General features: G+C 69.2%; 23 protein-coding genes. 9 read left to right on the forward strand and 14 right to left on the reverse strand.

Going from position 1 to position 25,673, the window contains the following annotated elements; all coding sequences use genetic code 11:
* Positions 1-176 precede the first annotated feature (176 nt).
* From ACIBG5_RS27825 to ACIBG5_RS27840, 4 genes are read left to right on the forward strand one after another with little or no spacing between them, the layout of a single operon-like run.
* Positions 177-1,472: an XRE family transcriptional regulator gene (locus ACIBG5_RS27825; protein ID WP_396394399.1), complete on the forward strand. Its 1,296-nt coding sequence runs from the start codon at positions 177-179 to the stop codon at positions 1,470-1,472.
* An 8-nt stretch (positions 1,473-1,480) separates the two neighbouring features.
* Positions 1,481-2,014 carry a GNAT family N-acetyltransferase gene (locus ACIBG5_RS27830; protein ID WP_396394400.1) on the forward strand — a complete coding sequence of 178 codons (534 nt, stop codon included), beginning with the start codon at positions 1,481-1,483 and terminating at the stop codon, positions 2,012-2,014.
* 30 nt (positions 2,015-2,044) lie between these two features.
* Positions 2,045-2,947, forward strand: a complete 903-nt coding sequence (locus tag ACIBG5_RS27835) for an oxygenase MpaB family protein (RefSeq protein WP_396394401.1) — start codon at positions 2,045-2,047, stop codon at positions 2,945-2,947.
* 9 nt (positions 2,948-2,956) lie between these two features.
* Complete coding sequence (locus tag ACIBG5_RS27840) at positions 2,957-4,156, forward strand: ROK family protein (RefSeq protein ID WP_396394402.1); 1,200 nt, start codon at positions 2,957-2,959, stop codon at positions 4,154-4,156.
* A gap of 43 nt (positions 4,157-4,199) precedes the next feature.
* Here the strand turns inward: ACIBG5_RS27840 and ACIBG5_RS27845 are convergent, their stop codons facing one another.
* The gene (locus tag ACIBG5_RS27845; RefSeq protein ID WP_396394403.1) at positions 4,200-4,796 is read right to left on the reverse strand and encodes a ParA family protein; all 597 of its coding nucleotides are present in this window, start codon (positions 4,794-4,796) and stop codon (positions 4,200-4,202) included.
* A 106-nt stretch (positions 4,797-4,902) separates the two neighbouring features.
* On the reverse strand, positions 4,903-5,775 hold the full coding sequence (locus tag ACIBG5_RS27850; protein ID WP_396394405.1) for an NAD(P)-dependent oxidoreductase: 873 nt from the start codon (positions 5,773-5,775) through the stop codon (positions 4,903-4,905).
* Positions 5,776-5,827: 52 nt separating this feature from the next.
* Here ACIBG5_RS27850 and ACIBG5_RS27855 point away from each other — a divergent pair, with 52 nt between their 5' ends.
* On the forward strand, positions 5,828-7,819 hold the full coding sequence (locus ACIBG5_RS27855; RefSeq protein ID WP_396394406.1) for a BTAD domain-containing putative transcriptional regulator: 1,992 nt from the start codon (positions 5,828-5,830) through the stop codon (positions 7,817-7,819).
* A gap of 95 nt (positions 7,820-7,914) precedes the next feature.
* Entirely contained in the window at positions 7,915-8,712 is a 798-nt protein-coding gene (locus ACIBG5_RS27860; protein WP_396394407.1) for a tetratricopeptide repeat protein, read from the forward strand.
* Here ACIBG5_RS27860 and ACIBG5_RS27865 read toward each other — a convergent pair.
* From ACIBG5_RS27865 to ACIBG5_RS27875, 3 genes are read right to left on the reverse strand one after another with little or no spacing between them, the layout of a single operon-like run.
* Positions 8,666-9,625, reverse strand: coding sequence for an ABC transporter substrate-binding protein (locus ACIBG5_RS27865; RefSeq protein ID WP_396394408.1), 960 nt, complete (start codon positions 9,623-9,625; stop codon positions 8,666-8,668). The genes ACIBG5_RS27860 and ACIBG5_RS27865 overlap by 47 nt on opposite strands.
* A complete protein-coding gene (locus tag ACIBG5_RS27870) occupies positions 9,622-11,577 on the reverse strand; it encodes an ABC transporter permease subunit (RefSeq protein WP_396394409.1) in 1,956 nt (651 codons plus the stop codon). Before ACIBG5_RS27870 ends, ACIBG5_RS27865 begins: the two co-directional genes overlap by 4 nt.
* Positions 11,577-12,647, reverse strand: a complete 1,071-nt coding sequence (locus tag ACIBG5_RS27875) for a glycine betaine/L-proline ABC transporter ATP-binding protein (RefSeq protein ID WP_396394410.1) — start codon at positions 12,645-12,647, stop codon at positions 11,577-11,579. Before ACIBG5_RS27875 ends, ACIBG5_RS27870 begins: the two co-directional genes overlap by 1 nt.
* 156 nt (positions 12,648-12,803) lie before the next feature.
* Here ACIBG5_RS27875 and ACIBG5_RS27880 point away from each other — a divergent pair, with 156 nt between their 5' ends.
* Positions 12,804-13,460 carry a hypothetical protein gene (locus ACIBG5_RS27880; protein ID WP_396394411.1) on the forward strand — a complete coding sequence of 219 codons (657 nt, stop codon included), beginning with the start codon at positions 12,804-12,806 and terminating at the stop codon, positions 13,458-13,460.
* A gap of 13 nt (positions 13,461-13,473) precedes the next feature.
* Here the strand turns inward: ACIBG5_RS27880 and ACIBG5_RS27885 are convergent, their stop codons facing one another.
* Entirely contained in the window at positions 13,474-13,935 is a 462-nt protein-coding gene (locus ACIBG5_RS27885; RefSeq protein ID WP_396394412.1) for a group II truncated hemoglobin, read from the reverse strand.
* Positions 13,936-13,947: 12 nt separating this feature from the next.
* On the reverse strand, positions 13,948-14,868 hold the full coding sequence (locus ACIBG5_RS27890; RefSeq protein ID WP_396394621.1) for an aminoglycoside phosphotransferase family protein: 921 nt from the start codon (positions 14,866-14,868) through the stop codon (positions 13,948-13,950).
* A gap of 17 nt (positions 14,869-14,885) precedes the next feature.
* Here ACIBG5_RS27890 and ACIBG5_RS27895 point away from each other — a divergent pair, with 17 nt between their 5' ends.
* The gene (locus ACIBG5_RS27895; RefSeq protein WP_396394413.1) at positions 14,886-15,608 is read left to right on the forward strand and encodes a hypothetical protein; all 723 of its coding nucleotides are present in this window, start codon (positions 14,886-14,888) and stop codon (positions 15,606-15,608) included.
* Here ACIBG5_RS27895 and ACIBG5_RS27900 read toward each other — a convergent pair.
* From ACIBG5_RS27900 to ACIBG5_RS27930, 7 genes are all read right to left on the reverse strand, one after another.
* Positions 15,571-16,251, reverse strand: coding sequence for a class I SAM-dependent methyltransferase (locus tag ACIBG5_RS27900; protein ID WP_396394414.1), 681 nt, complete (start codon positions 16,249-16,251; stop codon positions 15,571-15,573). The two genes, ACIBG5_RS27895 and ACIBG5_RS27900, sit on opposite strands and share 38 nt — an antisense overlap.
* A gap of 45 nt (positions 16,252-16,296) precedes the next feature.
* Positions 16,297-17,124 carry a siderophore-interacting protein gene (locus ACIBG5_RS27905; RefSeq protein WP_396394416.1) on the reverse strand — a complete coding sequence of 276 codons (828 nt, stop codon included), beginning with the start codon at positions 17,122-17,124 and terminating at the stop codon, positions 16,297-16,299.
* A 76-nt stretch (positions 17,125-17,200) separates the two neighbouring features.
* The gene (locus ACIBG5_RS27910; protein ID WP_396394417.1) at positions 17,201-17,452 is read right to left on the reverse strand and encodes a type II toxin-antitoxin system Phd/YefM family antitoxin; all 252 of its coding nucleotides are present in this window, start codon (positions 17,450-17,452) and stop codon (positions 17,201-17,203) included.
* A gap of 106 nt (positions 17,453-17,558) precedes the next feature.
* Complete coding sequence (locus ACIBG5_RS27915; RefSeq protein ID WP_396394418.1) at positions 17,559-18,686, reverse strand: endonuclease; 1,128 nt, start codon at positions 18,684-18,686, stop codon at positions 17,559-17,561.
* A gap of 355 nt (positions 18,687-19,041) precedes the next feature.
* On the reverse strand, positions 19,042-19,959 hold the full coding sequence (locus ACIBG5_RS27920; protein WP_396394419.1) for an ornithine cyclodeaminase family protein: 918 nt from the start codon (positions 19,957-19,959) through the stop codon (positions 19,042-19,044).
* Positions 19,956-21,086, reverse strand: coding sequence for an aminotransferase class I/II-fold pyridoxal phosphate-dependent enzyme (locus ACIBG5_RS27925; RefSeq protein WP_396394420.1), 1,131 nt, complete (start codon positions 21,084-21,086; stop codon positions 19,956-19,958). Before ACIBG5_RS27925 ends, ACIBG5_RS27920 begins: the two co-directional genes overlap by 4 nt.
* Positions 21,070-21,696: a transcriptional regulator gene (locus ACIBG5_RS27930; RefSeq protein WP_396394421.1), complete on the reverse strand. Its 627-nt coding sequence runs from the start codon at positions 21,694-21,696 to the stop codon at positions 21,070-21,072. The genes ACIBG5_RS27925 and ACIBG5_RS27930 overlap by 17 nt, the downstream gene beginning before the upstream one ends.
* Before the next feature lie 314 nt (positions 21,697-22,010).
* Between ACIBG5_RS27930 and ACIBG5_RS27935 the strand changes: the two genes are divergently transcribed.
* Positions 22,011-25,655, forward strand: coding sequence for a S8 family peptidase (locus ACIBG5_RS27935; protein ID WP_396394422.1), 3,645 nt, complete (start codon positions 22,011-22,013; stop codon positions 25,653-25,655).
* Positions 25,656-25,673: the final 18 nt, after the last annotated feature.

Here is a 25,673-nt window from a genome sequence, read left to right on the forward strand (position 1 = left end):
TGGACTTACTGGTTGTCATGGCAGTAATGGTGCACGAGCCCGACGTGACCGCTCTAGGACCTGGACCGGACCTTTGCCGGACCTCTTCCGGACCTCTCGCGGACATCTGGGGGACCGCACCTTGTCGTGGGGCATCAGTCGAGACAACGTCTGATCTGACGTGAACGGGAGGAACGATGGCGGGGAGGTACACGCCAAAGACGGTCCTGGCGCACCTGATCCAGCGCCGGAACCAGACCTACTCCGAGATCGTCGCCGAGTTCGTCGAGCTGGGTGGAACCATCACCGAGCGGCACCTGCGGCGCCTCGCATCGGGCGAGCGCGCGGGGACCACTCCTCAGACCCGGCGCACCCTGCAGCGCATGTTCGGAAAGCCGGTCGAGGAGCTCTTCTCCCCGTACGTTCCCGAGCAGGCATCCCAGGTGGTGCCGGCACCTGCCGCGAGTGGACGGATCACGACAGGTAATGAGATGGAGGTTCTCGACATGGCTGCCAGCCGAGCGAGGGCGTTTGCCCTCGCGGCCCAGTCCGGTCTCGGAAGCGAGGCCATGGAACAGGTGTACGACGACGTGCGTCACGTCGCGAAGGCCTACCCGCAGCGCCCGCTGCCAGAAATCCTCGGCCAGCTGGTCGAGACGCAGGACCTGGTCTTCGCGCTGCTGGAGAGCAGGCAACGCCCGGAACACCTGCGGCAGCTGTACTTCCTCGGGGGCGTGACCGGCGGTCTGCTGGCCAAGGCATCCCACGACCTCGGCAACCCACATGCCGCCCTGACCCAGGCGCGGACGGCCTTCCTCTGCGCCGACAACGCCGACCACCACGGCCTGCGCGCCTGGGTGCGCGGCCTGCAGTCGCTCGTCTCCTACTGGGCCGGCAACCCCCACGACTCGGTCCGGTACGCACAGCTCGGCGCCGGGTACGCCGAGCAGGCGAACAGCACCACCAGCGTCTGGCTGCCGGTGAGCGAGGCTCGCGCCTGGGCCGCGCTGGGCAACCCGGAGGCCACTCGGGCCGCGCTCGAGCGGGCCGAAGAGGCCTGGAACACGGTGCGCAACGACGACCTGGACGACATGGGCGGCCTGTGCACCTTCGGCCGGCACCGGCAGCTGTACTACGCGGCCGACGCGCTGGCGTGGCTGCCCGGTGAAGTCGACCAGGCCACGCGGTACTCGAGCCAGGCGGTCGACGCCTACACCGACCAGAACCACCCGGAGTGGGCCTTCGGCGACGCCGCGGGCAGCCAGGCCGCGATGGCGATCAACCGGATCGCCAGTGGCGAGCTCGACGGCGCGGCCGACGCGATCGCGCCGGTGCTGGGCCTTCCGGCCGAACGCCGGATCAACGGCGTGGTGCACTCGGCCCGCCGGGTCCATCAGGCGCTGCGGCAGTCCGGGCGCGCGGACGACGCCCGGGAGCTGCAGGAGGAGATCGAGATGTTCACCCGGACCCCGATACAGACGTTCCCCCGGTAGCCGCCCGGATGGATCCCCTGATCGGCAACCTGACCACGCTGCGCGAATTCCGCCCCACCGATCTGGACGACTATCTGGCCGTTGCCGGTGACGACAGGGTGACCACCTGGATGGCCTTCGACAGCTACGACCGCGCCAAAGCGGCCGAGGCGCTGGCCGGCATCATCGAACGGTCGGCCCGGGAGAAGCGGCCGGATCACATGCTCGCCGTCACCCGCCGGGACGACGACCGCGTGATCGGCTTCGCCCGGCTGGCGCCCAGCGGGCCGTGGGGAGCGAAGCTCGGCTACGCCATCCACGCCGACCACTGGGGGCACGGCTACGCCACCGACGCCTCCCGGGTGATGCTGCGCTTCGCGTTCACCAGCCAGGGCCGGCACCGGGTGACCGCCGCGATCGGCCCCGAGAACGAGGCCTCGATCGCGGTGGTGAAGCGTCTCGCCTTCACCTACGAAGGTCACCTCCGCGACCACGTCTTCACCAACGGCGCCTGGCGCGACTCCCTGCTCTACTCCCTCCTGGAGAACGAGTACGCCGACTGACCGGGTTGGGGCCGGGGGGAGACTGACTGTATGGCCGCCACCACTGCTGGACCGCTGGACCCGCTGCGGGACGGGTTGGCGAAGCTGATCATGACCAAGGTGGCGGGTCCGGACCCGCGCGCCGAACGCAACCGGGTACACAACACGCCTGGTCCCCGCTGGTTCGCCCCGGACCGCCCGATCCGGCGGGTGCACGGCGACGCGTCGATGTTCGCCGGTGGACTCCGGGCTCTGCTCCTCCAGTCGTTGCATCCGCTGGCGATGGCCGCGGTGTCGGCCCACTCCGGCTACCGCGGGGACCCGTGGGGGCGGCTGCGCCGGACCAGCTACTTCCTGGCCATCACGACGTACGGCGCGATCCCGGACGCCGAGGAGGCGATCGCGCGGGTCAAGTCCGTGCACGAGCGGGTCCGTGGGACCAGTCCGGACGGGGTGAAGTACCGCGCCTCCGATCCGCACCTGCTCAAGTGGGTCCACGTGGCGGAGGTCGACAGCTTCCTCGCCGCCCACCAGCAGTACGGCGTCGCACCGCTGAACGCCGAGGAGCAGGACCTGTACGTCGAAGACGCGGCACTCGTGGCCCGCAAGCTCGGAGTCATCGACCCACCGACCACAGTGGCCGAGCTGCGGCAGACACTGAGGGACTACCAGCCGGAGCTGCGCGGCACGACCGAAGCCCGCCAGGCCGCCCGCTTCATGCTCGTGCACCCACCGGTTCCGTGGGCCGCGCGCCCGGCGTACGGCGTACTCACGGCTGCTGCGGTCGGTCTGTTGCCGTGGTGGACCCGGCTGCCGCTGCGGCTGCCGTACCTCCCGCTCGCCGAGCGGACCGTCGTACGCGCCGCCGGCAACGGCCTGACCAGGACTATCCGGTGGGCACTGACGTCCCCAACACTGGGAGAAATCGAAGCGGCCGTAGTGACGCGCCGGTAGGTTGTTCTCGTGCCGCTGCGTCCTCATCGTCCGCTCCCCCTGGCCACGCCGGCGGGAGTCGAGGTGCTGACCAGGATTCTGACTCAGGGCCCGATCCCCCGGGTGGAGATCGCGCGCCGGACCGGACTGTCCCAGGCGGCCGTCACGAAGGCCGTCGCGCCGCTGATCGAGACCGGGTTCGTCACCGACCAGGCACCCGTGCCGGCCGACGACAACCAGCTCGGCATCGGCCGGCCGGTGAGCCCGCTGACCGTGGTCCGCGAGAGCGTCTCGCTGATCGGGTTGAAGGTGACCCCGACCAGCCTGATCGGCGTGACCACCGACTTCACCGCCGGGATCTTGACTGTCCGGCACCAACGGCTCGACGACACGACGCCCGAGCGGGTGATCGACCAACTGGCCGACCTGTCCAGGGAACTGATCACGTCGCTCAAGACGGGTGAGGCGATGGCCGGACCGCTGGTCGGGATCGGTGTCGCGGTGTCGGGCGACGTCGACGCGGCGCATGGCGTGGTACGGGACTCGCCGTTCATGGGCTGGCGCGACGTCCCGGTCGCGGAGCTGATGGGTCAGCGGCTCCGGGTCCCGGTCGTGGTGACGAACGACGTACGGGCGCTGACCGTCGCCGAGCATTGGTTCGGGGTCGGCGTCGACGCAGACTCGTTCGCGGTCGTGACCATCGGGTCCGGCATCGGCTGCGGGCTCTACATCAATGGCGAGGTCGTGTCCGGGGCGTACGGCGTGTCCGGCGAGCTCGGCCATCTACCGCTGGCCCCGGGCGACCTCGTCTGCACCTGCGGCCGGCGCGGGTGCGTGGAGACGGTTGCTTCGTCCGACGCCATCCTGGCCCGGACCCGGGAGACCACCGGCCGGGCGGACCTGGATCTGGCCGGGGCGATCAAGCTCGCGCACGAAGGCGATGACCACGCGCGCGAGGCGTTCGACCGGGCCGGCGAGGTGATCGGTGCGGCGCTGGCCGCGATGGTGAACCTGGTCGGGCCGGAGCTCGTGGTGATCGCAGGCGAGGGCGTCGCGGAGTACGACCTGTACGAGGATCGACTGCGGCGGACCTTCGCGGAGCATGCGTTCGGCGCCGCCGGCGACTGCCGACTGATGCTGCGCTCGCACACCTTCGACGACTGGGCGCGCGGCGCGGCCGCCACGGTGATCCGCTCCTACGTCCGCGGCGAACCACCCCTAAACCGCTGAGCCGGGCACACAGCCGCACTGTGCGCCCGGACTCTCGCGACCTTCAGGTCCTGGCGGCGGCCAGGATTTTGCGCCAGACCTTCTTGTAGGACTCCAGGCCGTCGGCGGCGAGCGGACCGCTGGGGCCGGCCGTGATCGACACGCGCTCCGGGATCGTGCCCCAGACCGGGATGCCTTCCTCGGCGTACTGCTGCATCGCTTCCTGGTAGCTCCGGGTGTACGTCCGGGCCGAGCAGATCACCAGGCCTGACGGGACGCCGTCCGGAACCAGTTCCAGGACCGCCTTGACGCGGGGCGTCTCCACCCCGCCGATCCGGGTCGGGATGACCACGATCCGGGCTCGCTCGAGGGCCTTGTTCAGCAGCCGCTCGTGCGACGGCGGCATGTCCACGATGCCGATGCCTTCGGGCGGCACTTTGTCGAGTGCCTTGTTCAGCAGCCGCTCGGTCGGCGCCTCCGCGATCTCGATCCTGTTCAGATGGTCGTCCTCGGAGGAGTCGACCCAGTCGGCGGCACTGCCTTGTGGATCGGCGTCGACCAGGGTCGCTGTGCGACGGTTGGAAGATGCCAGCGCGGCCAAGTACACCGACGTGGTTGTCTTTCCGACCCCGCCCTTCAGTGCAGCTGTCACGATGATCATGAGAGTGAACTTACCCGGTCCTGTCCGATTTCCGGCGTGTCGTCGGCGTTGCTCGCCCACATCGTGATAGTTGCCCCCAGCCCGTGTGAACAAGCTCAAGTGTCCTTCAGCCGCGAATGCGGACCATCTCGACCAGCGAGGCCAGGCCGTCGGCGCTGTGGCCGGCTGCTACGGCGCGGGCGAACAGGGTGGCCAGTGCGCGTGGCAGTCCGGTGTCCAGACCGGCTTGTTCGAAGGCCTCGACCACGTGCTCACTGCCGACCGCCTGCATCTGCAGGTTGTTCTGGCCGCCGGGATAGACACCTGCGTCGACGGCCGCGGTCAGCAGCTGGAGAAAGCCCATCGGCCCGTCTTCGGTGAGATCGGTGAGCATCGTCGCGACGTACGGGCGCAGGTCCTCGGCCTTGATCCCCGCGGTCCCGACCAGGGCGGCCGAGTGGAAGTAGCTCACCAGCGTGGTCCAGAAGACATTGAGCATCGCCTGGTAGTAGAGCATTGCCAGACCTGGGTCGGTACCCACGTAGTCGACGCGGCCGAGCGCCGACAACGTCCGCTGATGCGTCTCCAGTACGTCGTGCGGACCGGCGTAGAAGACGTACGCGCCGGGCTTGCCGATTCCCGGCGGCGGCACCATGATGCCGCCGGTGATCAGGGTGGCACCACGTTCGGCCGCCCACCGGCTTCCCGCGCGCAACCGGTCCGGGCTGTCGGAGCTGAGGTTGACCACGACCCGCCCGGACAAGTCCGCGGAGCCCAGCGACTCCTCCATCGCCGGGTAGTCGACCTGACTGACTACGATCAGGGTGCTCGCGGCGACCGCGTCGGCGGCGGTCGCCGCCTCGGTGGCCGCCAGCCCGGCCGCCTTGCCCGGCGTCCGGTTCCACACGGTGGTGGGGTGACCAGCGGCCAGGAAGACCTCGGCCATGGTCGATCCCATCGCACCGAGGCCGATCACTGTGACTGCTTCTCGAGAACTCATGGCCCGATCGTGCGAAGGCTCGCTACGGGTTCGCTACGGCTACTGTGGCCAGGTGTTCTTCGGGGTACTCGGTCCGCTGGTGGTGCGGACAGACGCCGGTGACCCGGTCACGGTCCCCGACACCAAGGTCCGCACGCTGCTTCTCGACCTGCTGGTGAACCAGGGCCGCCCGGTCAGCGCGGACCGCCTGATCGACGACCTCTGGGGAGACCACCCGCCGCGCAACGCGACCGGCACCCTGCAAGCGAGGATCTCCCAACTCCGTACGGCGCTCGACCGGGCCGAGCCCGGCAGTCGCGGGCTCGTCATCCATGGATCAGCCGGCTACACGCTCGCCGCGGAGGTTGTCGACAGCAACATGTTCGAGGAGTTGGTCGCGGCCGGCCGGATGCGCGAGGCGCTCGCTCTCTGGCGCGGCACCGCGTACGCCGATGTCTCGGACCACGAGTTCGCCCGGGCCACTCGGGACCGGTTCGAGGAGATCCGCCTCACCGCGATCGAGGATCTGGCCGACCGGGGCGAGGATGTGCTGCCCGAGACGACCGACCTGGTCCGGCGACATCCCCTCCACGAGCGGCTGCGCGCCGTACACCTGCGGGCCCTCTACCGCGTCGGACGGCAGGACGAGGCCTTGCGCTCGTACGCCGAGCTGCGGGAGACGCTGGCCGAAGAGCTCGGTGCCGACCCTGGTCCGGAGCTGACGGATCTGCATCAGGCGATCCTCCGGCACGACCCTGTGCTGCGGAATTCCGCAGCACTGCCGGCGCCGCTCAACGACCTCATCGGCCGGGACGAGGCACTCACAGAGGCGCAGCACTTGCTGGCGGCCAACCGCTTACTCACGCTGGTAGGTCCGGGCGGCGTCGGCAAGACCCGTCTGGCGCTGGAACTCGGCCGCGACCACCAGGGCGACGTACGCCTGGTCGAACTCGCATCCCAGCGGCAGGACGACGTACTGGAGGCACTTGCCACTGTGCTGGAGATCCGGGACGAGTCGACGGACCTCCTCCCGCGTCTGGTCGACTCACTCAGTACTCGGCAGCTCCTGCTGATCCTGGACAACTGCGAGCATCTGGACCTCGCAGACCTCGTACGACGCTTGCTCGAGTCAGCCCCGGGGCTGCGCGTACTGGCGACGAGCCGGGAGCCACTGGGTCTCGCCGGTGAACGGGCGCTCGACGTACCACCGCTGGATCTCGCGGCGGCGATCGAGCTCTTCCAAGCGCGCGCAGGGGTCAGCGAGGACGTCGAGTCAATCTGTCAGCGGCTCGACGGGATCCCGCTCGCACTCGAGTTGGCGGCGACCCGGGTACGGGCGCTCGGAGTGCAAGGTCTGGCGGACCGGCTGAGCGACCGCTTCCGGGTCCTGTCAGGTGGTCGCGGCGTACCGGAGCGGCAGCGGACGCTGCGAGCAACGATCGACTGGAGCTGGGACCTGCTGGACGAGGAGGAGCGCACGATGCTCCGCCGGCTGGCCGTGCACGCGGGCACCTTCTCGCTGGAGGCGGCGACCGCGGTCAGTCGCCTGCCGGAGCAGACCGTCCTGAGCCTTGTCGACAAATCACTCGTCGTGGCGGCCGCCGGCCGCTACCGGCTGCTGGAGTCGGTGGCGGACTACAGTCTCGAGCGACTGACCGAAGCCGGCGAGGAGGCGGCGACCCGGCGGCAGCACGCGGAGTACTACCTCTCGCTCGCGCAGAGGGCCGAGCTTCGCGGGCCGGAGCAACAGGCCTGGTTGCGCCGTCTCGACCAGGAGTCCGCCAACTTCCGGGCCGCACTCGATGCGGTTCCGAACCTGAAGCTGGTCAACGCCCTCGCGTGGTACTGGTACCTCCGCGGCCGTCTGGGCGAGGCACGCCGCTCGATCGCCGCAGCTCTCGACGTACCCGGGCAGGATTCGGCAGACCGTGCGGCTGCCACGGTCTGGTACGTCGGCATGACGGCGACCGATGCCAAGGGCACCAACCTCACCGCAGCGAGTGAGGAGGCGCTGAAGCTCTACCCGGAGGAGGACTCGGGCAGGCGCGGGCACTGTGGTTTCTGACCACGACACAGTGGGCGTACGGCGACCGGACCCTCCTCCGCGAACGCATCGACCGGGCGATCGCGACCTTCGCCCAACACGGCGAGAGGTGGGGGTTGGCCGCGGCGCTCAGCACCCGGGCGCAGTTGAACATCGTGCACGCCGGTGTGGACGACATGGTGCGCGACAGCCGACGCAGCCTGGAGCTCTTCGACGAGTTGGGCGACGACTGGGGACGGCTGCAGGCGACGTACTCGCTGATCGTGGCCGCAGAGATCAGTGGGGACTACCCGACCGCGGCGAGGTATCTCGACGATGCGATCCGGCGGGCGGAGGATCTCGGCCTGTGGACCGAGGTGTCGTTCCGGACCGCCGGGTTGGGCCGGATCGCGCTGCTCACCGGCGACTACGACCGAGCCGACGAGCTGCACGAGCGGGCCCGGCGGCTGGCGATCGAGCAGTCCAACAAGTCCGCCGAGGAATACGCCGAGGTCGGACTCGGGCTGTCCGCGCGATGGCAGGGCCGGCTCGAGCAGGCCGAGACGCACTTCACCAAGTGGCTCGGTTGGCTCGAGCAGGTCGGCGGCACACCCGGCATCGCGTTCATCCGCGCCCAGCTCGGCTTCGTCGCCGAACAACGCGGGGAGTTCACCAAGGCACAAGCCCTGCACCAGCAGAGCTACGAGGCCGCCGTCCAGGTCGGTGACGAGCGGGCGATCGCCTTGGCTCTCGAGGGCCTGGCGGGCGCGGCCGGGGATCCCGGCCGCGCCCTCGAACTGCTCGACGAGGCCGATGCACTGCGCCGCTCGGTGGGTCTACCGCTCCCACCCGGTGAACGCTTCGACGTCGACCGGATCAGCCGCCGGGCTACTTCTTGCCCAGCCAGGCGTCGACCTTCGACTGGTTGTCCTTGATCCACTTCTCGGCGGCCGCGTCCGGCGTCATCTTGTCGACGGCGATCATCCGGGCCACCGCGTTCTGGTCCTCGTTGGTCCACTGGAAGTTCTTGACCAGGTCGTACGCCGGGCTGCCCGAGTCGGCGAACTTCTTCGAGACCACCTTGTCCAGGTCGTACGGCGGGTAGTCGCAGGCAACCTTCGCCGGGTCGACATCGCAGCCGGACTTGTACGGCGGCAGGTCGATCTTCACCAGCTTGAGCTCGTTGAAGAACCACTGCGGCTCGTAGAAGTACGCCAGCAGCGGCTTCTTGTTCTTCTCCGCGTCCCGGAACGCCTGGATCAGCGCGGTCTCGCTGCCGCTCTGCACGACCTTGTAGTTCAGCGACAGGTTCTTCACCAGCGCCTCGTCGTTCGTCACGTACGACGGGTCGCCGTCGAGCAACTGGCCCTTGCCACCGGACTCCGACGTCTTGAACTGGGCGGCGTACTTGTTCAGGTTCTTCCAGTCGGTGATGTCCGGGTACTTCTCGGCCATCCACGGCGGCACGTACCACCCGATCACGCCCTTGACCCCGGTCGAACCCGCCTCGACCGCGACCTTCTGGTCCTCGACGTACTTCTTCTTCAGGTCCTCGTGGCCCCAGTTCTCCAGCACCGCGTCGACCTCGCCGGTGCCGAAGCCCTGCCAGGAGATCTCCTCCTTGAGGTTCTTCTTCACCACTGTGCAGCCGAGATCCTTGCTGGCCACGTACCCGACCACGGCCGCGTTCGCCTCGTACCCGACCCAGGGGCTGACGGCCAGGTTGAACGTGCCGCAGTCCTTTCCACCACTCGCGGCCGGTTCGTCCGCACCGACCTTCTCCCCGCCGCATCCGGCGAGCGCGAGTGCCGCGGCCGTCAGGACACCGGCGTACCGGAGCTTCTTCACAGCTTGTCTCCTCTGACTGTTCCGTTGAACTTCCGGGTCCGCGCGGCCGCCTGGGTGATGCGGTCGAGCAGGACCCCGAGCAGCACGATCGCCAGCCCGGCGGCCAGACCCTTGCCGTACAGCTCGCTCTGCGCGAAGCCGGCGGCGACGTCGTACCCGAGGGCACCGGCGCCGACCAGGCCGCCGACCACCACCATCGCGAGCACGTAGATCAGGCCCTGGTTGACCGCCAGTGTGATGGCTCTGCGGGCCACTGGCAGCTGCACCTTGCTGATCACCTGCCAACTGCTGGAGCCGACCGAGTTCGCCGCCTCCACCGTTGCCACCGGCACCGCCTTGATGCCGTCAGCAACGATCTTGGTGGTGACCGGTACGGCGTACACGACGGCGGCCGCGATCGCGGTGAACCGGCTGGTGCCGAAGAGCGCCAGGAACGGCACCAGGTACACGAACGGCGGCATCGTCTGCCCGGCGTCCAGGACCGGCCGGATCCAGGTGTCGACCCGATGCTTGCGCCCGGCCCATACTCCGAGCGCAAGCCCGACGGCGACGACCACGACGGTCGCGAGCAACGTCGAAGCCAGCGTGATCATGCTGTCGTGCCACAACCCGGTGACCACCAGCAATCCCGAGCACACCGCCGCCGGCACCGCACCCCGCCAGCTCCCGAGTACGGCGGCCAGCGCCACGACGACCGTGGCGACGAGCCACCACGGCGATCCGGTCAGCAGGGCCTCGAGCGGGTTCAGCAGACCGTTGGTCACCGCGTCACGGACGCCGTACGTGAAACCGCCGAAGGTGTCCTGCACCCAGTTCGTCACGTCGGTGGCGATCACGGCGATCCGCGAGCCGATGTTCACCGTGTCCGGGAACTCGGCCGCCCACACGTAGGTCCGGGAGAACCAGACCGCGACCAGCACTCCGACCGCGCCCGCGCCGAGCAGGACCTTCCGGCGGACGCTCGCCGTACGCCACGGCCGGTCGCCGGCCGCGGTGGTGACGCGGTCGAGGACGATCGCGATGACCACGATCGCCAGGCCCGCGTTGAACGCGACGCCGACGTCGAGCGTCTGCAGGGCCGTCAGCACGGTCTGCCCGAGACCTGGCGCGTCGATCAGCGCAGCGACCGTCACCATCGACAACGCGGCCATGATCGTCTGGTTGATGCCGACCACAACAGTGCTGCGCGACATCGGCAAGAGGACCTTGGTCAGCGTCTGGCCGCGAGTGGATCCGAGCGAACGGGCCGCCTCGACACTCTCCAGCGGGACCGAGCGGATCGCGTGCGCGGTCAGCCGGACGGCCGGCGGCGCGGCGTAGATCACGGTCGCGATGGTGGCGGCGGCCGGCCCGATCGCGAAGAACAGTGTGAGCGGCGCCAAGTACACGAACGTCGGCAGCGTCTGCATCAGGTCGAGCACCAGCGTCGCGACCCGGAACGCGCGATTCGACAGACCGGCCCAGATGCCGAGCGGGATCGCGACGAGCAAGGACAACAGCACGGCCGCGATGGTCAACGAGAGCGTGTCCATGCTCTCCTGCCACAGCCCTTGCATCCCGACGAACCCGAGCCCGGCCGCGGTCAGCAGCGCGACCTTCCAGGTCCCGAACGCCCAGGCCAGGTACGCCGCCACCGCGACCACGCCGAGCCAGCCGATCACCGGGACCGGACGCCCGTACGACGGTTGGGACAGGACGTTCTGGAGCAGTACGACGAAGTGGTCGACCCCGACCCGGATCGCGTCGAAGACCGCGTTGCCCTGGCCGACGTCGTCGCGGTGATCGGTCAGCCAGCGGTGGAACGCGGTCGTCTCCTGCCCACCGAGAACGAGCGTGTCGATCCCGCGGAGCAGGAAGTACGCCGCGACCCAGACGACGAGCAGGATCCCGACGATCACGCTGCGGCGCGGCCGTCGTACCTCGAACTCGACCGAGCCGGTGATGGAGGCCATCAGGCTGGCTTTTTGTGGGGCGGCGCTACGACGGCGAGGATCTCCTCGTCACCGATCACACCGAGCAGCGTGCCGTTGGAGACGACTTTGACCGGGCGGTCCGACTCCAGCACCAGCCGGGTCGCCTCCCGGACCAGCACGTCCGGGCCGAGCTCCGGTCCGTCCAGCGGCTCCCCCGGGCGCGGTTCACGGACGATCCACCGCAGCGTCAGTACGTCGGCCCGCTGAACGTCCCGCACGAACTCGCGAACGTAGTCGTCGGCCGGAGCACCGACCAGTTCGTCGCCGGTCCCGAACTGCACCGCCGCGCCGTCACGCATCAGCAGGATCCGGTCACCCAGCTTGAGCGCCTCGGACAGATCGTGGGTGATGAACACCATCGTCTTGCCGACCTCGCGATGCAGGCGCACGACCTCGGTCTGCATCTCGCGACGGATCAGCGGGTCGAGCGCGGAGAACGGTTCGTCGAAGAGCAGTACGTCGGGGTCGTTGGCGAGCGCACGCGCCAGGCCAACGCGCTGCTGCATGCCGCCGGACAACTGCTCGGGGTAGAGGTTCTCGTTGCCGGCCAGTCCGACCAGGTCGATGACCTCCTGGGCCCGGCGACGCCGGTCCGGCTTGCTCTCGCCGCGGATCTCCAGGCCGTACGAGACGTTGTCGATGACCTTGCGGTGCGGCAGCAGCCCGAAGTGCTGGAACACCATCGAGAACTTGCTCCGCCGCAGGGCGCGCAGCCGCTTCTCGTCGGCCGCGCGGAGGTCCTCGCCCTCGAAGATCAGGCTGCCCGCGGTCGGTTCGATCAAGCGCGTGAGACACCGGACCAGCGTGGACTTGCCCGAACCGGACAGGCCCATCACCACGAACACCTCGCCGGGTGCCACGTCGAAGCTGAGATCGCGGACGGCCGCCGTACATCCGGTCTGGGTGTACAGCGCGGCGCGGTCGAGCGAGGCGAGCTCCGGCCGGCGGGGGACGCGTTGCGCCTTCGGGCCGAACACCTTCCACAGGCCGTGGATCGACAGCAGCGCGTTGTCGTCCTGCACCCCGGGATACTCGAGTTGAGCGGTCACTGATTCACCCTCGCATCCCCGCCACGCGGATTCGTCGTGAACCGCGACTGTATCCAACCCACAGTCCCACAGCGCGGGCGCGGGTGTCTGCGACGTCAGCGAACGGCCCCCGCCGTCGGCGAAACTGGTGACCCCCACGATGCGAGGAGTGGCGACATGCCTGACGTTCCCGCCGAAACCCAGCCCGCCGGGCCTGCCCCGGCGTCCGTGCGGGCACAGATCCTGTCCACCGAGCACTGGAGTCTGCTGGCGACCCGCAGCCTGGCGTGGAGCGAGAGCTTCAGCCGCGCGAGCTGGTTCGTGACGGTGGTTTCGGCCGCCATGGTCGCGCTTGCCCTGGTGGCGCAGAGCACCGACTTCGGCGTGGGGTTCCGCATCTTCGCGCTGCTGGTCATCCCGTTGCTGGTGGTCATCGGCGTGGCCACCGTCATCCGCTTGGTCCAGCTCAACGGCGAGGACGTCGAACTGGTGATCGGCATGAACCGGCTGCGGCGGGGCTATCTCGACATCGCGCCCGAACTCGAGGAGTACTTCGTGACCGGGCATCGCGAGGACGTCGCCGGGATCATGCGGACCTACGGCACCCGCCGTACGCGGATCCCGGCGACGCAGTACCTGTCGAGCATCGCGCTGCTCGTCAGCGTCATCGTGGCGGTCCTGGTCGGCGCGCTGGCCGGGCTCATCGGCGACGCGCTCGGCACCGGCCTCGCTGTGTCCGTGGTCATCGGGATCGTCGCAGGCATCGCTGCGCTCGCGGCCGTCGTCCTGCTCGTCGTCCGTCACGTCCGCCAGACCTGGGGCCGGCGGACCTGACGGACAACGGTGCCTACGGCTGGTACGGCGGTGCTTCGCCCCAGCCCCAGTGGGGGACCGGCGCCTCGGGAGGTGGGGTGGCGCCCGGCTGCGAGTTGGACAGGGCGATCCTCGTGCCCCACTCGATGTAGGCGACGAAGGCCGAGCGGAACTCCGGGTCGTCCGGGAGCCCGGCCGGGTCGGCGCTCTGCGCGATCAGCGCAGCCCAGCGCGAACGCTGCTCTTCGGTGAGCGCCAGGCCGAGGTGGTGGCCCAGCATCGCCGGGTAGCCGCCGAGCTCGTCGGTGTACCGGCTGTGGCCGCGGAAGACCTCGCCCAGCCAGATCGCCACATGCTCGCGGTGCTTGTCGCTCATGTGCGCGAACACCGGCGCGAGGACCGGGTCGCTCAGCACCTTGTCGTAGAACACCTGGGTCAGGCGTAGCAGCGCCTCATGCCCACCGGCCCACTCGTACAGCGTCGGAGTCGTCGTCATGTAATGATGTAATCACGAGTACAGGGCAGCGGCGACAGCGGCCAACTCGGCCTCCATCCGGGTCGCGCCGTCCTCGGTGAACCACAGCACGTTCTGCAGGATGCGGCCGGCCGTCCAGCCGAGCGCGCGGCCCCGATCGATCCCGGTGATCTCGAGCATCAGGTCGAACCGGTCCCGGATCGCCTTCGGCAGATCGCCGGTCGCGACCAGGTCGTCCCACCGGTTCCACAACACCGGGAAGACCTCGAAGCCGGGATCACCGGCCAGTGGCTTGGGATCGATCACCAGCCACGGCTGCCGCTGCGCGGCCATCACGTTGTAGTAGTGCAGATCCCAGTGCAGCAGCCGGTCACCGGAGTCCGGCAGCAGCTCGGCCACCTGGGCGGCAAAACGCCGTACCAGCCGCCGCTCGGCCGGATCGGCCAGCCGGGGGATCAGGCCGGGCGCGTCCTCGACCATGGCGCCGGCGATGTCCGCGAGACGCCGGATCCCGGGCGGCGCCTGTACGGCGCTCAGCCTGACCAGAAGCCCGGCCAGGATGCGAGTCGCCTCGACGTGGTCGGGCAGATCGTCGAGAGTGCGGGGTTCGAGCCGTTCGAGCAGCAGGGTCGACGTCGCCGGGTCGTCCTCGAGCACCTCGACGACGTCGTCGTGGTTCCAGGTGCGTAGGGCGAGCGCCTCACCCTCGCTCTCGTCGTTGACCGACTGGAGCTTGAGCATCGCCTCAGTGCCGTCCCGCCGGACGACCGGAAGAATCAGGGACGCCTCACCGCTCAGCGGCTCGCCCGTGACGGACAACTGCCACCGGTCGAGGTACGTCGCGGCCGTGCCGGGCAGACTCTCCAGCCACTCGGCCGACCGCTCGCTGTGGTTCCTGATCAGCTTCGCGGGAATCTCGATCACCCTCGGCACAGTAGGTGGTTCGGCCGGGATGTGCTTGGGTTTTCCCCGTGACCGAGGTGGAACGCCGGCACCGGCGAGCGCAGCGCGTGGTGGCAGTGACGTATCTGGGGATCCCGCTGGTGTTGCTGGGGATCGTGGCGTGGATCAGCACGCAAGGACCGGCCGCGACCTGGATCGGTTGCGTCGTGCCGGCCGGCATGCTGGTGTTCGGCTGGATCCTCTGGCGACGGCATCGGTACATGCCGCGCTGGTGGGCCGGCGTCGGGGGACTGTTCGGCGGGATCGCCGGATTGTTCGCGACGCTCTATCCGCTGGTGCTCGGCGTCTGGTGGCCCGCGCTCCTGGCGTTGCCGGCGCTCATCGTCGGACTGGTCGTGGGTCTCGCGTTGGCCCGCGCCGCCGATCGTGCGCTGCTGGTCCCCGTCGTACCTGAACTGGCGGAGACGCCGTACGAGCTGGTGTTCCGGTTGCGCGGGATGCCGCTGGCCGCGGTACTGCTGGGCGCGGACTCGGTGACGATCCAGGGCCACCCGTTCCCGCGATCCGAGGGGCAGTCGCGGTCATATCCGTTGGCCTCGATCACCGGGACCTTCGAGGTGTCGCTGAGTGGTGCCGAGCGGCTCAAGTTCCCGATCGCGATTCCTCACCCGCCGGTCGCGACCGAGGGGCCGGCGATCATCCTGCAGGCCTCCGGCGACGACTGGGTTCTGCCGAGCAACCAGGCGCCGACCCTTATCGAACTCCTGGACCGGCGCAGGTCCAGCGCATAGCCAACGCGAACCCGAGGTCGTCGTACTGCGCTCCAGGGAACACGTCGTCGTAGACCGCGCGGAACTGGGCACGGGACAGGTAGCGGTCGCTCGCCAGGTGATCGAGCCACGGCTTGCTGTGCCAGAACCGGAACTCGAACCACGCATCCCGCAGCCCGAGCCGGCGGATCTCCCGCGGAAACCCCAGCCAGGCACCGAGCACATACATGTACCGGGGTGGCGTCGGATACGGATCGCAGACGTTGTCGACGACCGCAACCGTGCCGCCCGGCCGGACCAGGCTCTTGAGGTGCTCGAGGCCGGCCCGGTAGTCGGGCAGGTGGTGCATCATCGTGTGGCTGTAGACCAGGTCGAAGCCGTTGTCGTCGATCGTGAACACGTCGGCCGTGCGGTACTCGAGGTTCGGCCGGGACCGCGTCCTCCGGGCGAGCTCGATCATCGGCTCGCTCAGATCCACGCCGAGAACCTCGTCGTACTGCGCGGCCAGCCGCTCGGCCGCATGGCCGGAACCGCAGCCCGCGTCCAGCGCGCGCTTGCCGCGGAGCCCGAGGCCGAGCACCCACTCGACGTTCTGCCCGGGCTGCAGGCTGACGAACCGGTCGTACTCGGCCGCGAAACGATCGAACGAGGCTGGGTCATCCATGCTTCGTACGATGCCGCCCGAGCCGGCCTGGTTCGCCTGCCGCCGCTAGGAACCCTCGCGCTCCTTGCGGGCGGTCTCGGCCTTCTCCGCCTGCCAGCCGTCTTCGTTCTTACCCAGCCGCCAGTAGCCGGACAGCGAGACCCGCTCACGCGGCAGGCCGCGCTCCTGGAAGAGGTTCTTGCGGATCCGGAACACTAAGCCGGCCTCGCCGTGCACGAACACCTGGACGTCGCCGGCTGGGAAGTCGAGCGCCTCGACCGCGGCGACCAGCCCGTCGCCACGACCGGCGGAACTGCCCGCGCGGTGGAACCAGGTCACGTCGACCTCGCCGGAGCCGCTGAGCTTCTGCTCCTCGGTCTCGTCCCCCACCTCGACCAGGACGGTCGCCCTCGCACCCGGCGGCAACTGCTCGACCGCGGCACCGATCGCCGGCAGCGCACTCTCGTCGCCAACCAACAGATGCCAGTCCGCCGCCTCGTCCGGCGCGTAGGCGCCACCCGGACCGTTGAACCACAGCACGTCACCCGGCTTGGCCGCCGCGGCCCACGGTCCGGCGATGCCTTCGTCGCCGTGGTACACGAAGTCGATCGCGAGTTCCTTCGCGTCCTCGTCCCAACTGCGCACGGTGTAGGTCCGCATCGTCGGCCACTGCTCGCGCGGGTACGTCTCCCGGACCACACCCATGTCCAGCGGCTCCGGATACTCGACCCCGGGCCGGCTGAACAGCAGCTTCACGTAGTGGTCGGTGAAGCCGTTGTCGGCGAAGTCCTCGGAGCTGAACACGACCCGGATCATGTGCGGAGTGAGCTGCTCGGTACGGCGAACGGTCGCGCGCTTGCACACGCGGTTGCGACGGGGTGCGGGGCTGGTCACACGACCACGGTCCTCTCGGCGGAAGTTAGGCCTACCTAACTAACCCTAACCCACCAACACCACCCGCCGCGGCAGATCACCGGCGCTGGTCCGGGATCAGGTCGCTGACGATGCCGTCAGCCTTGGTGGGTATCGGCGGACGTTTCCTCTGGAGCGGCGGCCGCACTTTGCCCTCGGCCACCAGTTGCTGCAGCCTGGCCGGGCCGTCGACCGGCACGAGGCGGGCGATCGGCTTGCCGTGGTCCGTGATGGTGATCGTCCGTCCTTCGCGCACCTCCATCAGATGGTGGCTCAGGCCGTCGCGAAGCTCCCGGATCCCGATGTCCATCAGACCTCCTATCGCCAGTTTCACCTTCGACAGCCACGTTGCGTGTCTCCACCAAGGTGGAGCACCATGCGGCCGACGCGAAGGGCAGATCGTGGGGCAGATGGGTTTACGGCCAGATGGAGGGGATCCATTCGGGGTGGTCTATGAAGGGGTTCCGGTTGTGTTGGTAGGTGGTGTAGATGACCTCGTTGCGGCGCTTCTCGAAGGCGTCGGGCGGGTCGGCGGCGGCCCAGGCCTTGAGGACGGAGAGCTTGCCGATGTACGGCGCGGTGCCGTTGCCGACGGAGTCGTTCGGCTCGAGGTCGGCGAAGCCGTCGCCGCCGTCGTACCGGACTGCCATGTAGAAGATCATCCGGGCGACATCACCGCGAACGGCGGGACGCGGGGCGAACGAGTCGGAGTCCGCGGTGCAGCCGGTGCACTGGGCGACGGCCGAGCCGCCGTTGTCGAAGTCGAGGTTGCCGCGGACCCCGTTCACCGACACGTCCTCGGGCCGCAGGTGGTGGATATCGGTGCCGGGGCCGGTCGCCGTACCGAAGTCGCCGTGGGACTTGGCCCAGACATGCTCGCGGTTCCAGTCGTCCGGGTCGCCGCCGTTGGTGGTCTTGCTGATCGAGCGGCCGGAGTAGATCTCGATCACGTTGTTGGTGTTCGCCGGGTCCTGGTCGGTGTCCTTGAGCGCGTTCCAGACCTGGTCGTAGGTGAGCTTGGTCTGGCTCGAGATGATCGTGTGCAGCGCGGCCTTCAGTGCGGGACCGGTCTTGCCCTCCGCGCCGGCGTAGTAGTCACCCGGATCCGGCCCGGGATCGTCCGACCCGCCGCCGAACGCGGTCGCGTTCTTCAGGCCCGGGTGCGAGAAGTAGGCCGACAGCGTCCCGGTGACGGTGATCTTCTGACCCATCCGCCCGGGGTTGCTCTGCAGTCCGTACGACGCCCTGAACGCGGAGGGGATCTGGACGTACACCATCGCCGACGTACTGGTCTGCGAGGCCGAGTCCGCCAGCGCCAGCGCGAAGTCGTTCGGGAAGTTGCTCCGGACAACGGTGCTGGTCGCGGTCGGCTGACCGACCACGTACCCCTCGACCGTCGCGGTGGATCCGTCCTGCCGGCCGATCGCCGTACTGACGGAGATCGTCGCGGTGGTCGCCGCCGTCGACGGCGTGATGCCGAAGCCGAGCAGGGCGAGCACAACGGAGACGACCAGGGCGGGACGAAGTGCGCGTGAAATGGGCACGGCAACTCCCAGGGGCGGTTGGGGTCCGGTCGCCCTCAGTCTGCCCACCGGATCGGGTCACCGAACGTCCGGCGGTGAAACCGTAGATGAATTGAGTCGGTGGGGCGGTGAGCATGTGAGTGACGCTCAACCGCCCCACCTGGGTGTATGGGCCCCCATCAGGCCGCGACGAACCGCCACGGGCCGCTCTGCCCATCCACCAGTGAGGCGCTACTGGCGGGCAGCACCTCACCGCACAGGAGGAGGGCACAGCCCCAGACGAGCGGCCCTCCTGCGGTGGCGTGGTGCGGACGCCGTTTACGGACCGTACTCAGTCCGGCACGCATTGTCCATGCCTCAGCGCGGCCGTCTCACCCTACTGACGGGAAACTGACCCGGCAGTCACCTTGGCGAGTACGGCGCTCGCCACCGCGGCGTCGGCCGCACCGATCCCGGTCAGATCGGCCACCGACCAACGGCTCCGGTCCACGCCGTCCCGCAGTACGGCGCCGATCGCCAGGTCGACGTCGTTGCCCACGACACCGGCCCGTACGGCGTTCCCGAAGTCACCGTGATCGAGGCACTGCTCGTGGTCGTCGGTGGCGATGAGCGCACCCGCGAACACCTCGACCGGCAACTCACCCTTCCCGGGCATGTCGGTCCCGATCCCGGTCACGTGCACCGCGGACCGGAACGCCTCGGCCGGCAACGGCACCCGCGCAGCGGTCGTCGCGATCACGCACGCCGCGCCATCCAGGGCGTCGGGCCGCGCGTCCAGGCCGTCCTCGGCGAAGGCCGCGCAGAGTGCATCGACAGCCTCGGGGCGACGCCCCCACACCTGGACCCGGCGCAGCGGCCGCAACTCGCACAACCACCGCACCTGCATCCGCGCCTGCTCGCCGGTTCCGAGGACGGCGACCTCATCCACGTCGGCTGGTGTCATCGCGTCGGTGATCAGCGCTCCGGCGGCCGCCGTACGCCACGCGGTCAGCAGGCCTTCGTCGGCGAGCACCGCGGCGGGAGCGCCGTTCGTCGCGTCGACGACGAGCATCAGCCCGTTGTTGGCCGAGGCGAACGTGCTGGCGATCTTCACCACGAAGTACGGCGAGCCGTCAACGTAGCCGGCCTTCACGTGGCAATCGCCGGCGTGCTCCGGGAAGTCCAGCACCATCGGCGCCGGGACCGACGTACGACCCTCGGCGTGGGCGATCAGCGCATCGCGAACCGCGCCGAACACAAGCTCCGGCGTGGCGACCCGCGTGATCTCCGCCAGACCGATCACAGGCAACGTCATCCGCGCTTCTCCAACCAGTCGCCCCACACGGCCAAGGCCTCACCGGGATCACTCCGCCCGATGCCGACCCGGAAGCGGTCGATCGGGGTCTCGGTGAGCGCCGAGCTGTAGATGCTCGACGGCAGCAGCAGTACGCCGGCCTGCTCGACGAGCTCAGTGCACATGGCCTCGACACCGTCCGCACCGAGGTAGCGCGGGAAGCAGACACAGCCGCCGTCCGGCGCGGCGAACTCGAACAGCTCGGGATAGCGCGCGAAGAACTCGGTGAACACCGGCAGGTTCTCCGCGACGATGCCGCGGTTCCGGCCGAGCACTTGCTCGCGGGCCCGCAGCGCGATCAGTGCGAGCACCTCGCTCGGGGCCGAGTTGCAGATCGTGGTGTAGTGCTTGGCGCGCTCGAGCTTGTCCAGCACGCTCCGATCCCGGCAGGCGATCCAGCCGATCCGCAGGCCGGGTAGCCCGTACGCCTTGGACATCACGTTCAGCGAGAGCGCCGTACCGGACAGATCTGTTGCTTGTGGCAACGATGGCGCGGAGAGTTCCAGCCCGCGGTACACCTCGTCGCTGAACAGTGTGATCCCACGCTCGTCGCACAGCCGCACCAATCGGTACCAGCTGTCGAGGGACGGGACCGCCCCGGTCGGGTTGTTCGGGAAGTTCACCGACACCATCCGGGTATTCGGCCGGAGTGCACGCTCGATCGCGTCGACGTCGAGCGCCCAGCCGTCCTCGGGCCGCAGCGCGACACCGCTGACCTCACACACCGACAGCGGGACGGTCTCGGCCGCCTGGTAGTTCGGGGTCAGCACGACCGCGTGATCCGTTGGCTCGAGCAGCGCGCGCATCGCCAAGTACAGCGCCTCCTCGGCCCCGGCGAAGCACAGTACGTCGTCCGCCTCGGCATGCTCGTACGTCGCGGCGATCTCCTCCCGGAGCGCAGGCAGTCCGCGCGTCTCGGTGTAGCCGAAGGCCAGCGACTCCCACCGCTCCCGGCCGTCGTCGTCGGCCAGCGCGAGCAGCTCGGCCAGCGACAACGTCTGCGCGTCCGAGGCCGTCAGGTGGTACCGCGCACTGAACTCCCACTGCGCGAAGTAGGTCTCCAACCGGAAGTCAGGCAGGGTCGGCATCGGCGGGTTCCTTCCGGGCCTCGGCGAGCAGTTGATAGAGCGCGGAACGGGAGATCCGCAGGGCGCGAGCAACGGCCGGAACCGATCGCCGCTGACTCAGCACGCCGGCGGCGTCCAGCTGACCGAGCAGCTCGTACCTGTCCGCGCGGCTCAATCGGTCGACCGTCACGCCACGCTCGCGGACGTACGCGGCGACAATCTCGTTGAGCGTCTCGGACCAGTCGTGCTCGAACAGCACCCGCGGCTGGCCGGCCACCGGCGCCGCGAAGGCCGCCAGCAGCCGACTCGCGTCCTCGAAGGCCGTCCGGTCGACGTTGACGCACAGGACGTACGCCGGTTTGCCGTCGTCGTCGCGGATCACGGCACTGACGCTCGACAGCCGGCGGCCGTCGGACAGCGTCTTCGGGTACGGGCCGTAGACGCCTTCGCCGGTCGCGGTCAGCTCGGCCAACTCACCGAGCAACGAGGGTTCGCCGGGCTCGCGGCCGGACAGCGGGTTCCAGATGCCGGCGACCTCGTCGGTCACGGCGTTGTGCAGCACGACCTCCGCGTGCGGCGACAGCAGCCGCGCCAGGGCGTCACCGATCGGTGCGAGTTGATCCGGCTTCACGTGTGGACAATAGGTCCACCATGGACAATCTGTCTAGCCGGCGGGAACCGGAACGCGCGCCTGGTCCATCCGCTGCGCCCGCTTCAGGCCGTACAGCAGCAGACCGATCGAGATCACGCCGACGGGCGGCGTGACCGGCCCACTTACGCACCAACTGCTGTGCGGTCATGCCTCCGATGGTGCCGGGGCTGGCGTGGTTGCGCCATGTCGCAGGAACGGCAGTGATGGACAGGCCGGATCCCCGTGACCTGATTGCAAACTCTGTCGGAAGAAGAGGTGGTCCTGCCCCCAACCTCTCGAAGGAGAATCCGATCATGTCCCAACCACGGATCACTGCTGCCACCCTCGCAGCGGTGCTGGCCCTCGGCGCGGTCTCGGTGACCCCGGCCGCCGCCGCGTCACCACCCCCGACCGGGAACACCAGCCCGAAGAGCAGTGCGGTCACCCTGATCACCGGCGACGTCGTCGAAGTGACCGACGCCGGTGGCGGCCGGAAGGCGGCCAGCGTTCACCCGGCCCCGGGCCGCGAAGGCGTCTCGTTCCACACCATCGAGGCCGACGGCGGCCTCCGCGTCCTGCCGAGCGACGCCGTTCCGTACGTCTCCACCGGCGTCCTCGACGTCGACCTGTTCGACGTGGACGAGTTGATCGCCGACGGGTACGGCGACTCTGCCGCCCGGCAACTCCCGCTGATCGTCAAGTACACCCCGGGCCTCCGCACGTCTGAGGCACTCGCCGGTACGACGACCACCCGTCAGCTCTCGTCGATCGGTGGAGAAGCCGTGGACGCGGCCAAGGACCAGCTGCCCGAGCTGTGGAAGTCCTTGACCCCGGCGGTCGGTGCTCGCTCGCTGAGCAGCGGTGTCAGCAAGATCTGGCTCGACGGCAAGGTGAAGCCGGTGCTCGACAAGAGCGTCCCGCAGATCGGCGCACCGGACGCGTGGAAGGCCGGTTACGAGGGCTCCGGCGTCCAGGTCGCCGTACTGGACACCGGTGTGGACGCGCAGCATCCGGACCTGGTCGGCAAGGTGAAGGAGGCCGAGGACTTCTCCGGTAGTCCGACGGGCGCGCAGGACCACTTCGGCCACGGCACGCATGTCGCGGCGACCATCGCGGGCACTGGAGCCGGCGCTGGCGGAACCCGGAAGGGCGTCGCCCCGAAGGCCGACCTGCTGGTCGGCAAGGTCCTCGGCGATGACGGCTACGGCTACGACTCCTGGATCATCGCCGGGATGGAGTGGGCCGCCGCCGAGGGCGCGAAGGTCGTCAACATGAGCCTCGGCGGTGGTCCGACCGACGGCACCGACCCGCTCAGCCAGGCGGTGAACGACATCACCGCGCAGACCGGCACGCTGTTCGTCGTCTCGGCCGGCAACGACGGAGCGGACGAGACGATCGGTACGCCGGGAGCCGCGGCGTCCGCGCTGACGGTCGGTGCCGTAGATCGGACCGACGGGCTGGCCGACTTCTCGAGCCGCGGACCGCGTCTCGGCGACGCCGGACTCAAGCCTGAGATCACCGCACCCGGTGTGGACATCATCGCCGCCCGGGCGGCCGGTACGGCCATGGGTGCACCGGTGGACGAGCTCTACACCGCTGCGTCCGGTACGTCGATGGCCGCGCCGCACGTGACCGGAGCGGCCGCCTTGCTGGCGCAGCAGCACCCGGACTGGAAGTCCGACCAGCTGAAGAACGCGCTGGTCAGCACCGCCAAGACCCAACCGAACCAGAGCGTCTACGCCCAGGGCGCCGGTCGCGTTGACCTGACCCGCGCGGTTGCGCAGAAGGTGTTCGCCACCGGTGTGGCGGACTTCGGCCTGCAGACGACGACCGGTTCGTCCACGCGGACCATCAACTACCGCAACGACTCGGACGCACCCGTCACGCTCGCCCTGTCCGTTGCCGTGAGCAACCTGGACGCCGGCAAGCCGGAGACCGACGCCTTCGGCGTCCCCGCCACCATCACCGTGCCGGCGCACGGCAACAGCGACGTACCGGTGGACCTGACAGCGGCCAAGCTCGACCGTGGCCTGCACAGCGGCTGGATCGTTGCCACCGGCCCGGATGGCGTCGTCACCCACACCGCGGTCGGCGCGCTCCGGCAGGGCCCGAAGCACACCGTCACGCTGCGGGCGGTCGGCCTCGACGGACAGCCCACCGGCGTCCCGGTCATCTCGCTGTACGGCGACAACTCGCGCTCCGACGTACTGGCCTGGATCCCGGACGGCGAGACACTCACGGCCGAGGTCGAGGAAGGCACCTACCTGCTGCACTCGCTGGTGGAGAACCACAATCCGCAGGACTCGCAGATCAGCCTGTTCACCGACCCGAACATCGTGGTGAGCCAGGATCGCGAGATCGTCATCGACGCGCGCAAGTCGGCGCCGATCACGATCAAGACGCCGAAGCCGTCCGAGCAGCAGGCGGTGCTGAGCTACTACGTGCACCGCCAGTACGCCAACGGACGCGAGATCTCCCACGGCGTCATGCACTTCAGCACGGTCCGCCAGGTGAACGTCACCCCGACCAAGCCGGTCGAGGACGGCACCTTCGAGTTCTCCTCCCGCTGGCAGTTGGTCGCGCCACTGGTGCAGGCGACAGTCTCCGGGGTCAGCGGGCCGTTGGACATCAACCTGCTGCACCAGTCGCCGTCGTTCGAAGGCAAGAAGCGGTTCCCGCTCGTGCACGCCCACCCGTCACTGGCGAACGTGAAGGGCGCGGTGGCGGTGCTGGATCCGGCCGAGGAGGGCTGGGGTCCGGGCGGTGAGAAGCAACGGATCGCCGCGGCCGCGCAGGCGGGCGCCGCGGGCGTGATCCTGGTCCGGCCGGCGAACCAATCGGCGTGGACGGTGTGGCGCCCGATCGGGGCGCGGGAACCGATCCCGGCGATGGTGACCATCTACAACGACGGCCACCGGCTGATCGACCGGGCCGACCGCGGTGGTGCCACCATCGACCTGACCCTGACCACCTCGAGCCCGTACCTGTACGACGTGCAGCAGGTCTCGACCGGATCGATCCCCAGCCGGATCGACTACACGGTGAGCCCGGCGAACAGCGCGCGGATCATGACCCGGTACGCCGACAACGGTGGTGTCGCCTGGGCCAAGGAGCAGCGGTTCGGGTGGCGGCCGTGGCAGGAGTACTCCTGGCACGACTCGCAGCGGTTCGTGGAGACACCGAAGGTCCGCGAGGAGTGGGTGACGTCCGGCGACTCGCTCTGGCAGCACCGGGTGCACCACCTCTACACGTGGGACGAGATGAACCCTCTGCGCGGAGGAATGACCAGCGTGCCGCGCAGTTACCGGCGCGGTATGTCGGACGAGACCTGGTTCGGCCCGGTCGTCCGGCCCGCCGTCGCACCGGATGTGGTGTCGAGCCGGACCGGCGACCGGCTGTCGCTGCGGATCCCGTCGTTCGTGGACGCGGACGGGCACTACACGGTCGGCGAGACCAGTTCGGCCAGAGCCAAGCTGTCGCGCAACGGTCAGGTGATCGCCGAACTGCCGGACGCGTGGGAGGACGTGATCACCTCCAGCGACACCGCGGCGTACAAGCTGGACCTCGCCACCTCGCGGATCGACGCTGGCGGGGAGTGGAACTGGGCGACGAACACGGAGACCACGTGGGAGTTCCGGTCCGGTAAGCAGGCGGAGGACAAGGCGACGCCGCTGCCGCTGCTGCAGGTCGGCTACAAGGTGCCGACCGATCTGACCGGTCGTGTCGGCGCCAGGACGCATGTGGTCGGCTTCGAGGCACCCCGGTCAACCACGTTGAGTGCCTGGGCCTCCTTCGACGAGGGCAAGACCTGGCGGAAACTCCTCGTGGTAGGTGCCCTCGGCCACTATGTCGCCGTGGTCGCCAACGCCCACGACACCGTCTCCCTGAAGGTGCAATCCACCGGCCCGGACGGCGCGAAGTTCACGCAGACAGTGATCCGCGCGTACGGCGTGAAGTAGTAGTCCTGGGCGGGCCCG

This window comes from Kribbella sp. NPDC050241 (genome assembly GCF_044459685.1).
Lineage (GTDB): Bacteria > Actinomycetota > Actinomycetes > Propionibacteriales > Kribbellaceae > Kribbella.

Excerpts from the sequence above, each read along its gene's own strand:
- ACIBG5_RS27825 (WP_396394399.1), top strand. The coding sequence starts at position 177 with ATGGCGGGGAGGTACACGCCAAAGACGGTCCTGGCGCACCTGATCCAG.
- ACIBG5_RS27830 (WP_396394400.1), top strand. The coding sequence starts at position 1,481 with ATGGATCCCCTGATCGGCAACCTGACCACGCTGCGCGAATTCCGCCCC.
- ACIBG5_RS27835 (WP_396394401.1), top strand. The coding sequence starts at position 2,045 with ATGGCCGCCACCACTGCTGGACCGCTGGACCCGCTGCGGGACGGGTTG.
- ACIBG5_RS27845 (WP_396394403.1), bottom strand. The coding sequence starts at position 4,796 with ATGATCATCGTGACAGCTGCACTGAAGGGCGGGGTCGGAAAGACAACC.
- ACIBG5_RS27850 (WP_396394405.1), bottom strand. The coding sequence starts at position 5,775 with ATGAGTTCTCGAGAAGCAGTCACAGTGATCGGCCTCGGTGCGATGGGA.
- ACIBG5_RS27870 (WP_396394409.1), bottom strand. The coding sequence starts at position 11,577 with ATGGCCTCCATCACCGGCTCGGTCGAGTTCGAGGTACGACGGCCGCGC.
- ACIBG5_RS27880 (WP_396394411.1), top strand. The coding sequence starts at position 12,804 with ATGCCTGACGTTCCCGCCGAAACCCAGCCCGCCGGGCCTGCCCCGGCG.
- ACIBG5_RS27885 (WP_396394412.1), bottom strand. The coding sequence starts at position 13,935 with ATGACGACGACTCCGACGCTGTACGAGTGGGCCGGTGGGCATGAGGCG.
- ACIBG5_RS27900 (WP_396394414.1), bottom strand. The coding sequence starts at position 16,251 with ATGGATGACCCAGCCTCGTTCGATCGTTTCGCGGCCGAGTACGACCGG.
- ACIBG5_RS27910 (WP_396394417.1), bottom strand. The coding sequence starts at position 17,452 with ATGGACATCGGGATCCGGGAGCTTCGCGACGGCCTGAGCCACCATCTG.
- ACIBG5_RS27920 (WP_396394419.1), bottom strand. The coding sequence starts at position 19,959 with ATGACGTTGCCTGTGATCGGTCTGGCGGAGATCACGCGGGTCGCCACG.
- ACIBG5_RS27925 (WP_396394420.1), bottom strand. The coding sequence starts at position 21,086 with ATGCCGACCCTGCCTGACTTCCGGTTGGAGACCTACTTCGCGCAGTGG.
- ACIBG5_RS27935 (WP_396394422.1), top strand. The coding sequence starts at position 22,011 with ATGTCCCAACCACGGATCACTGCTGCCACCCTCGCAGCGGTGCTGGCC.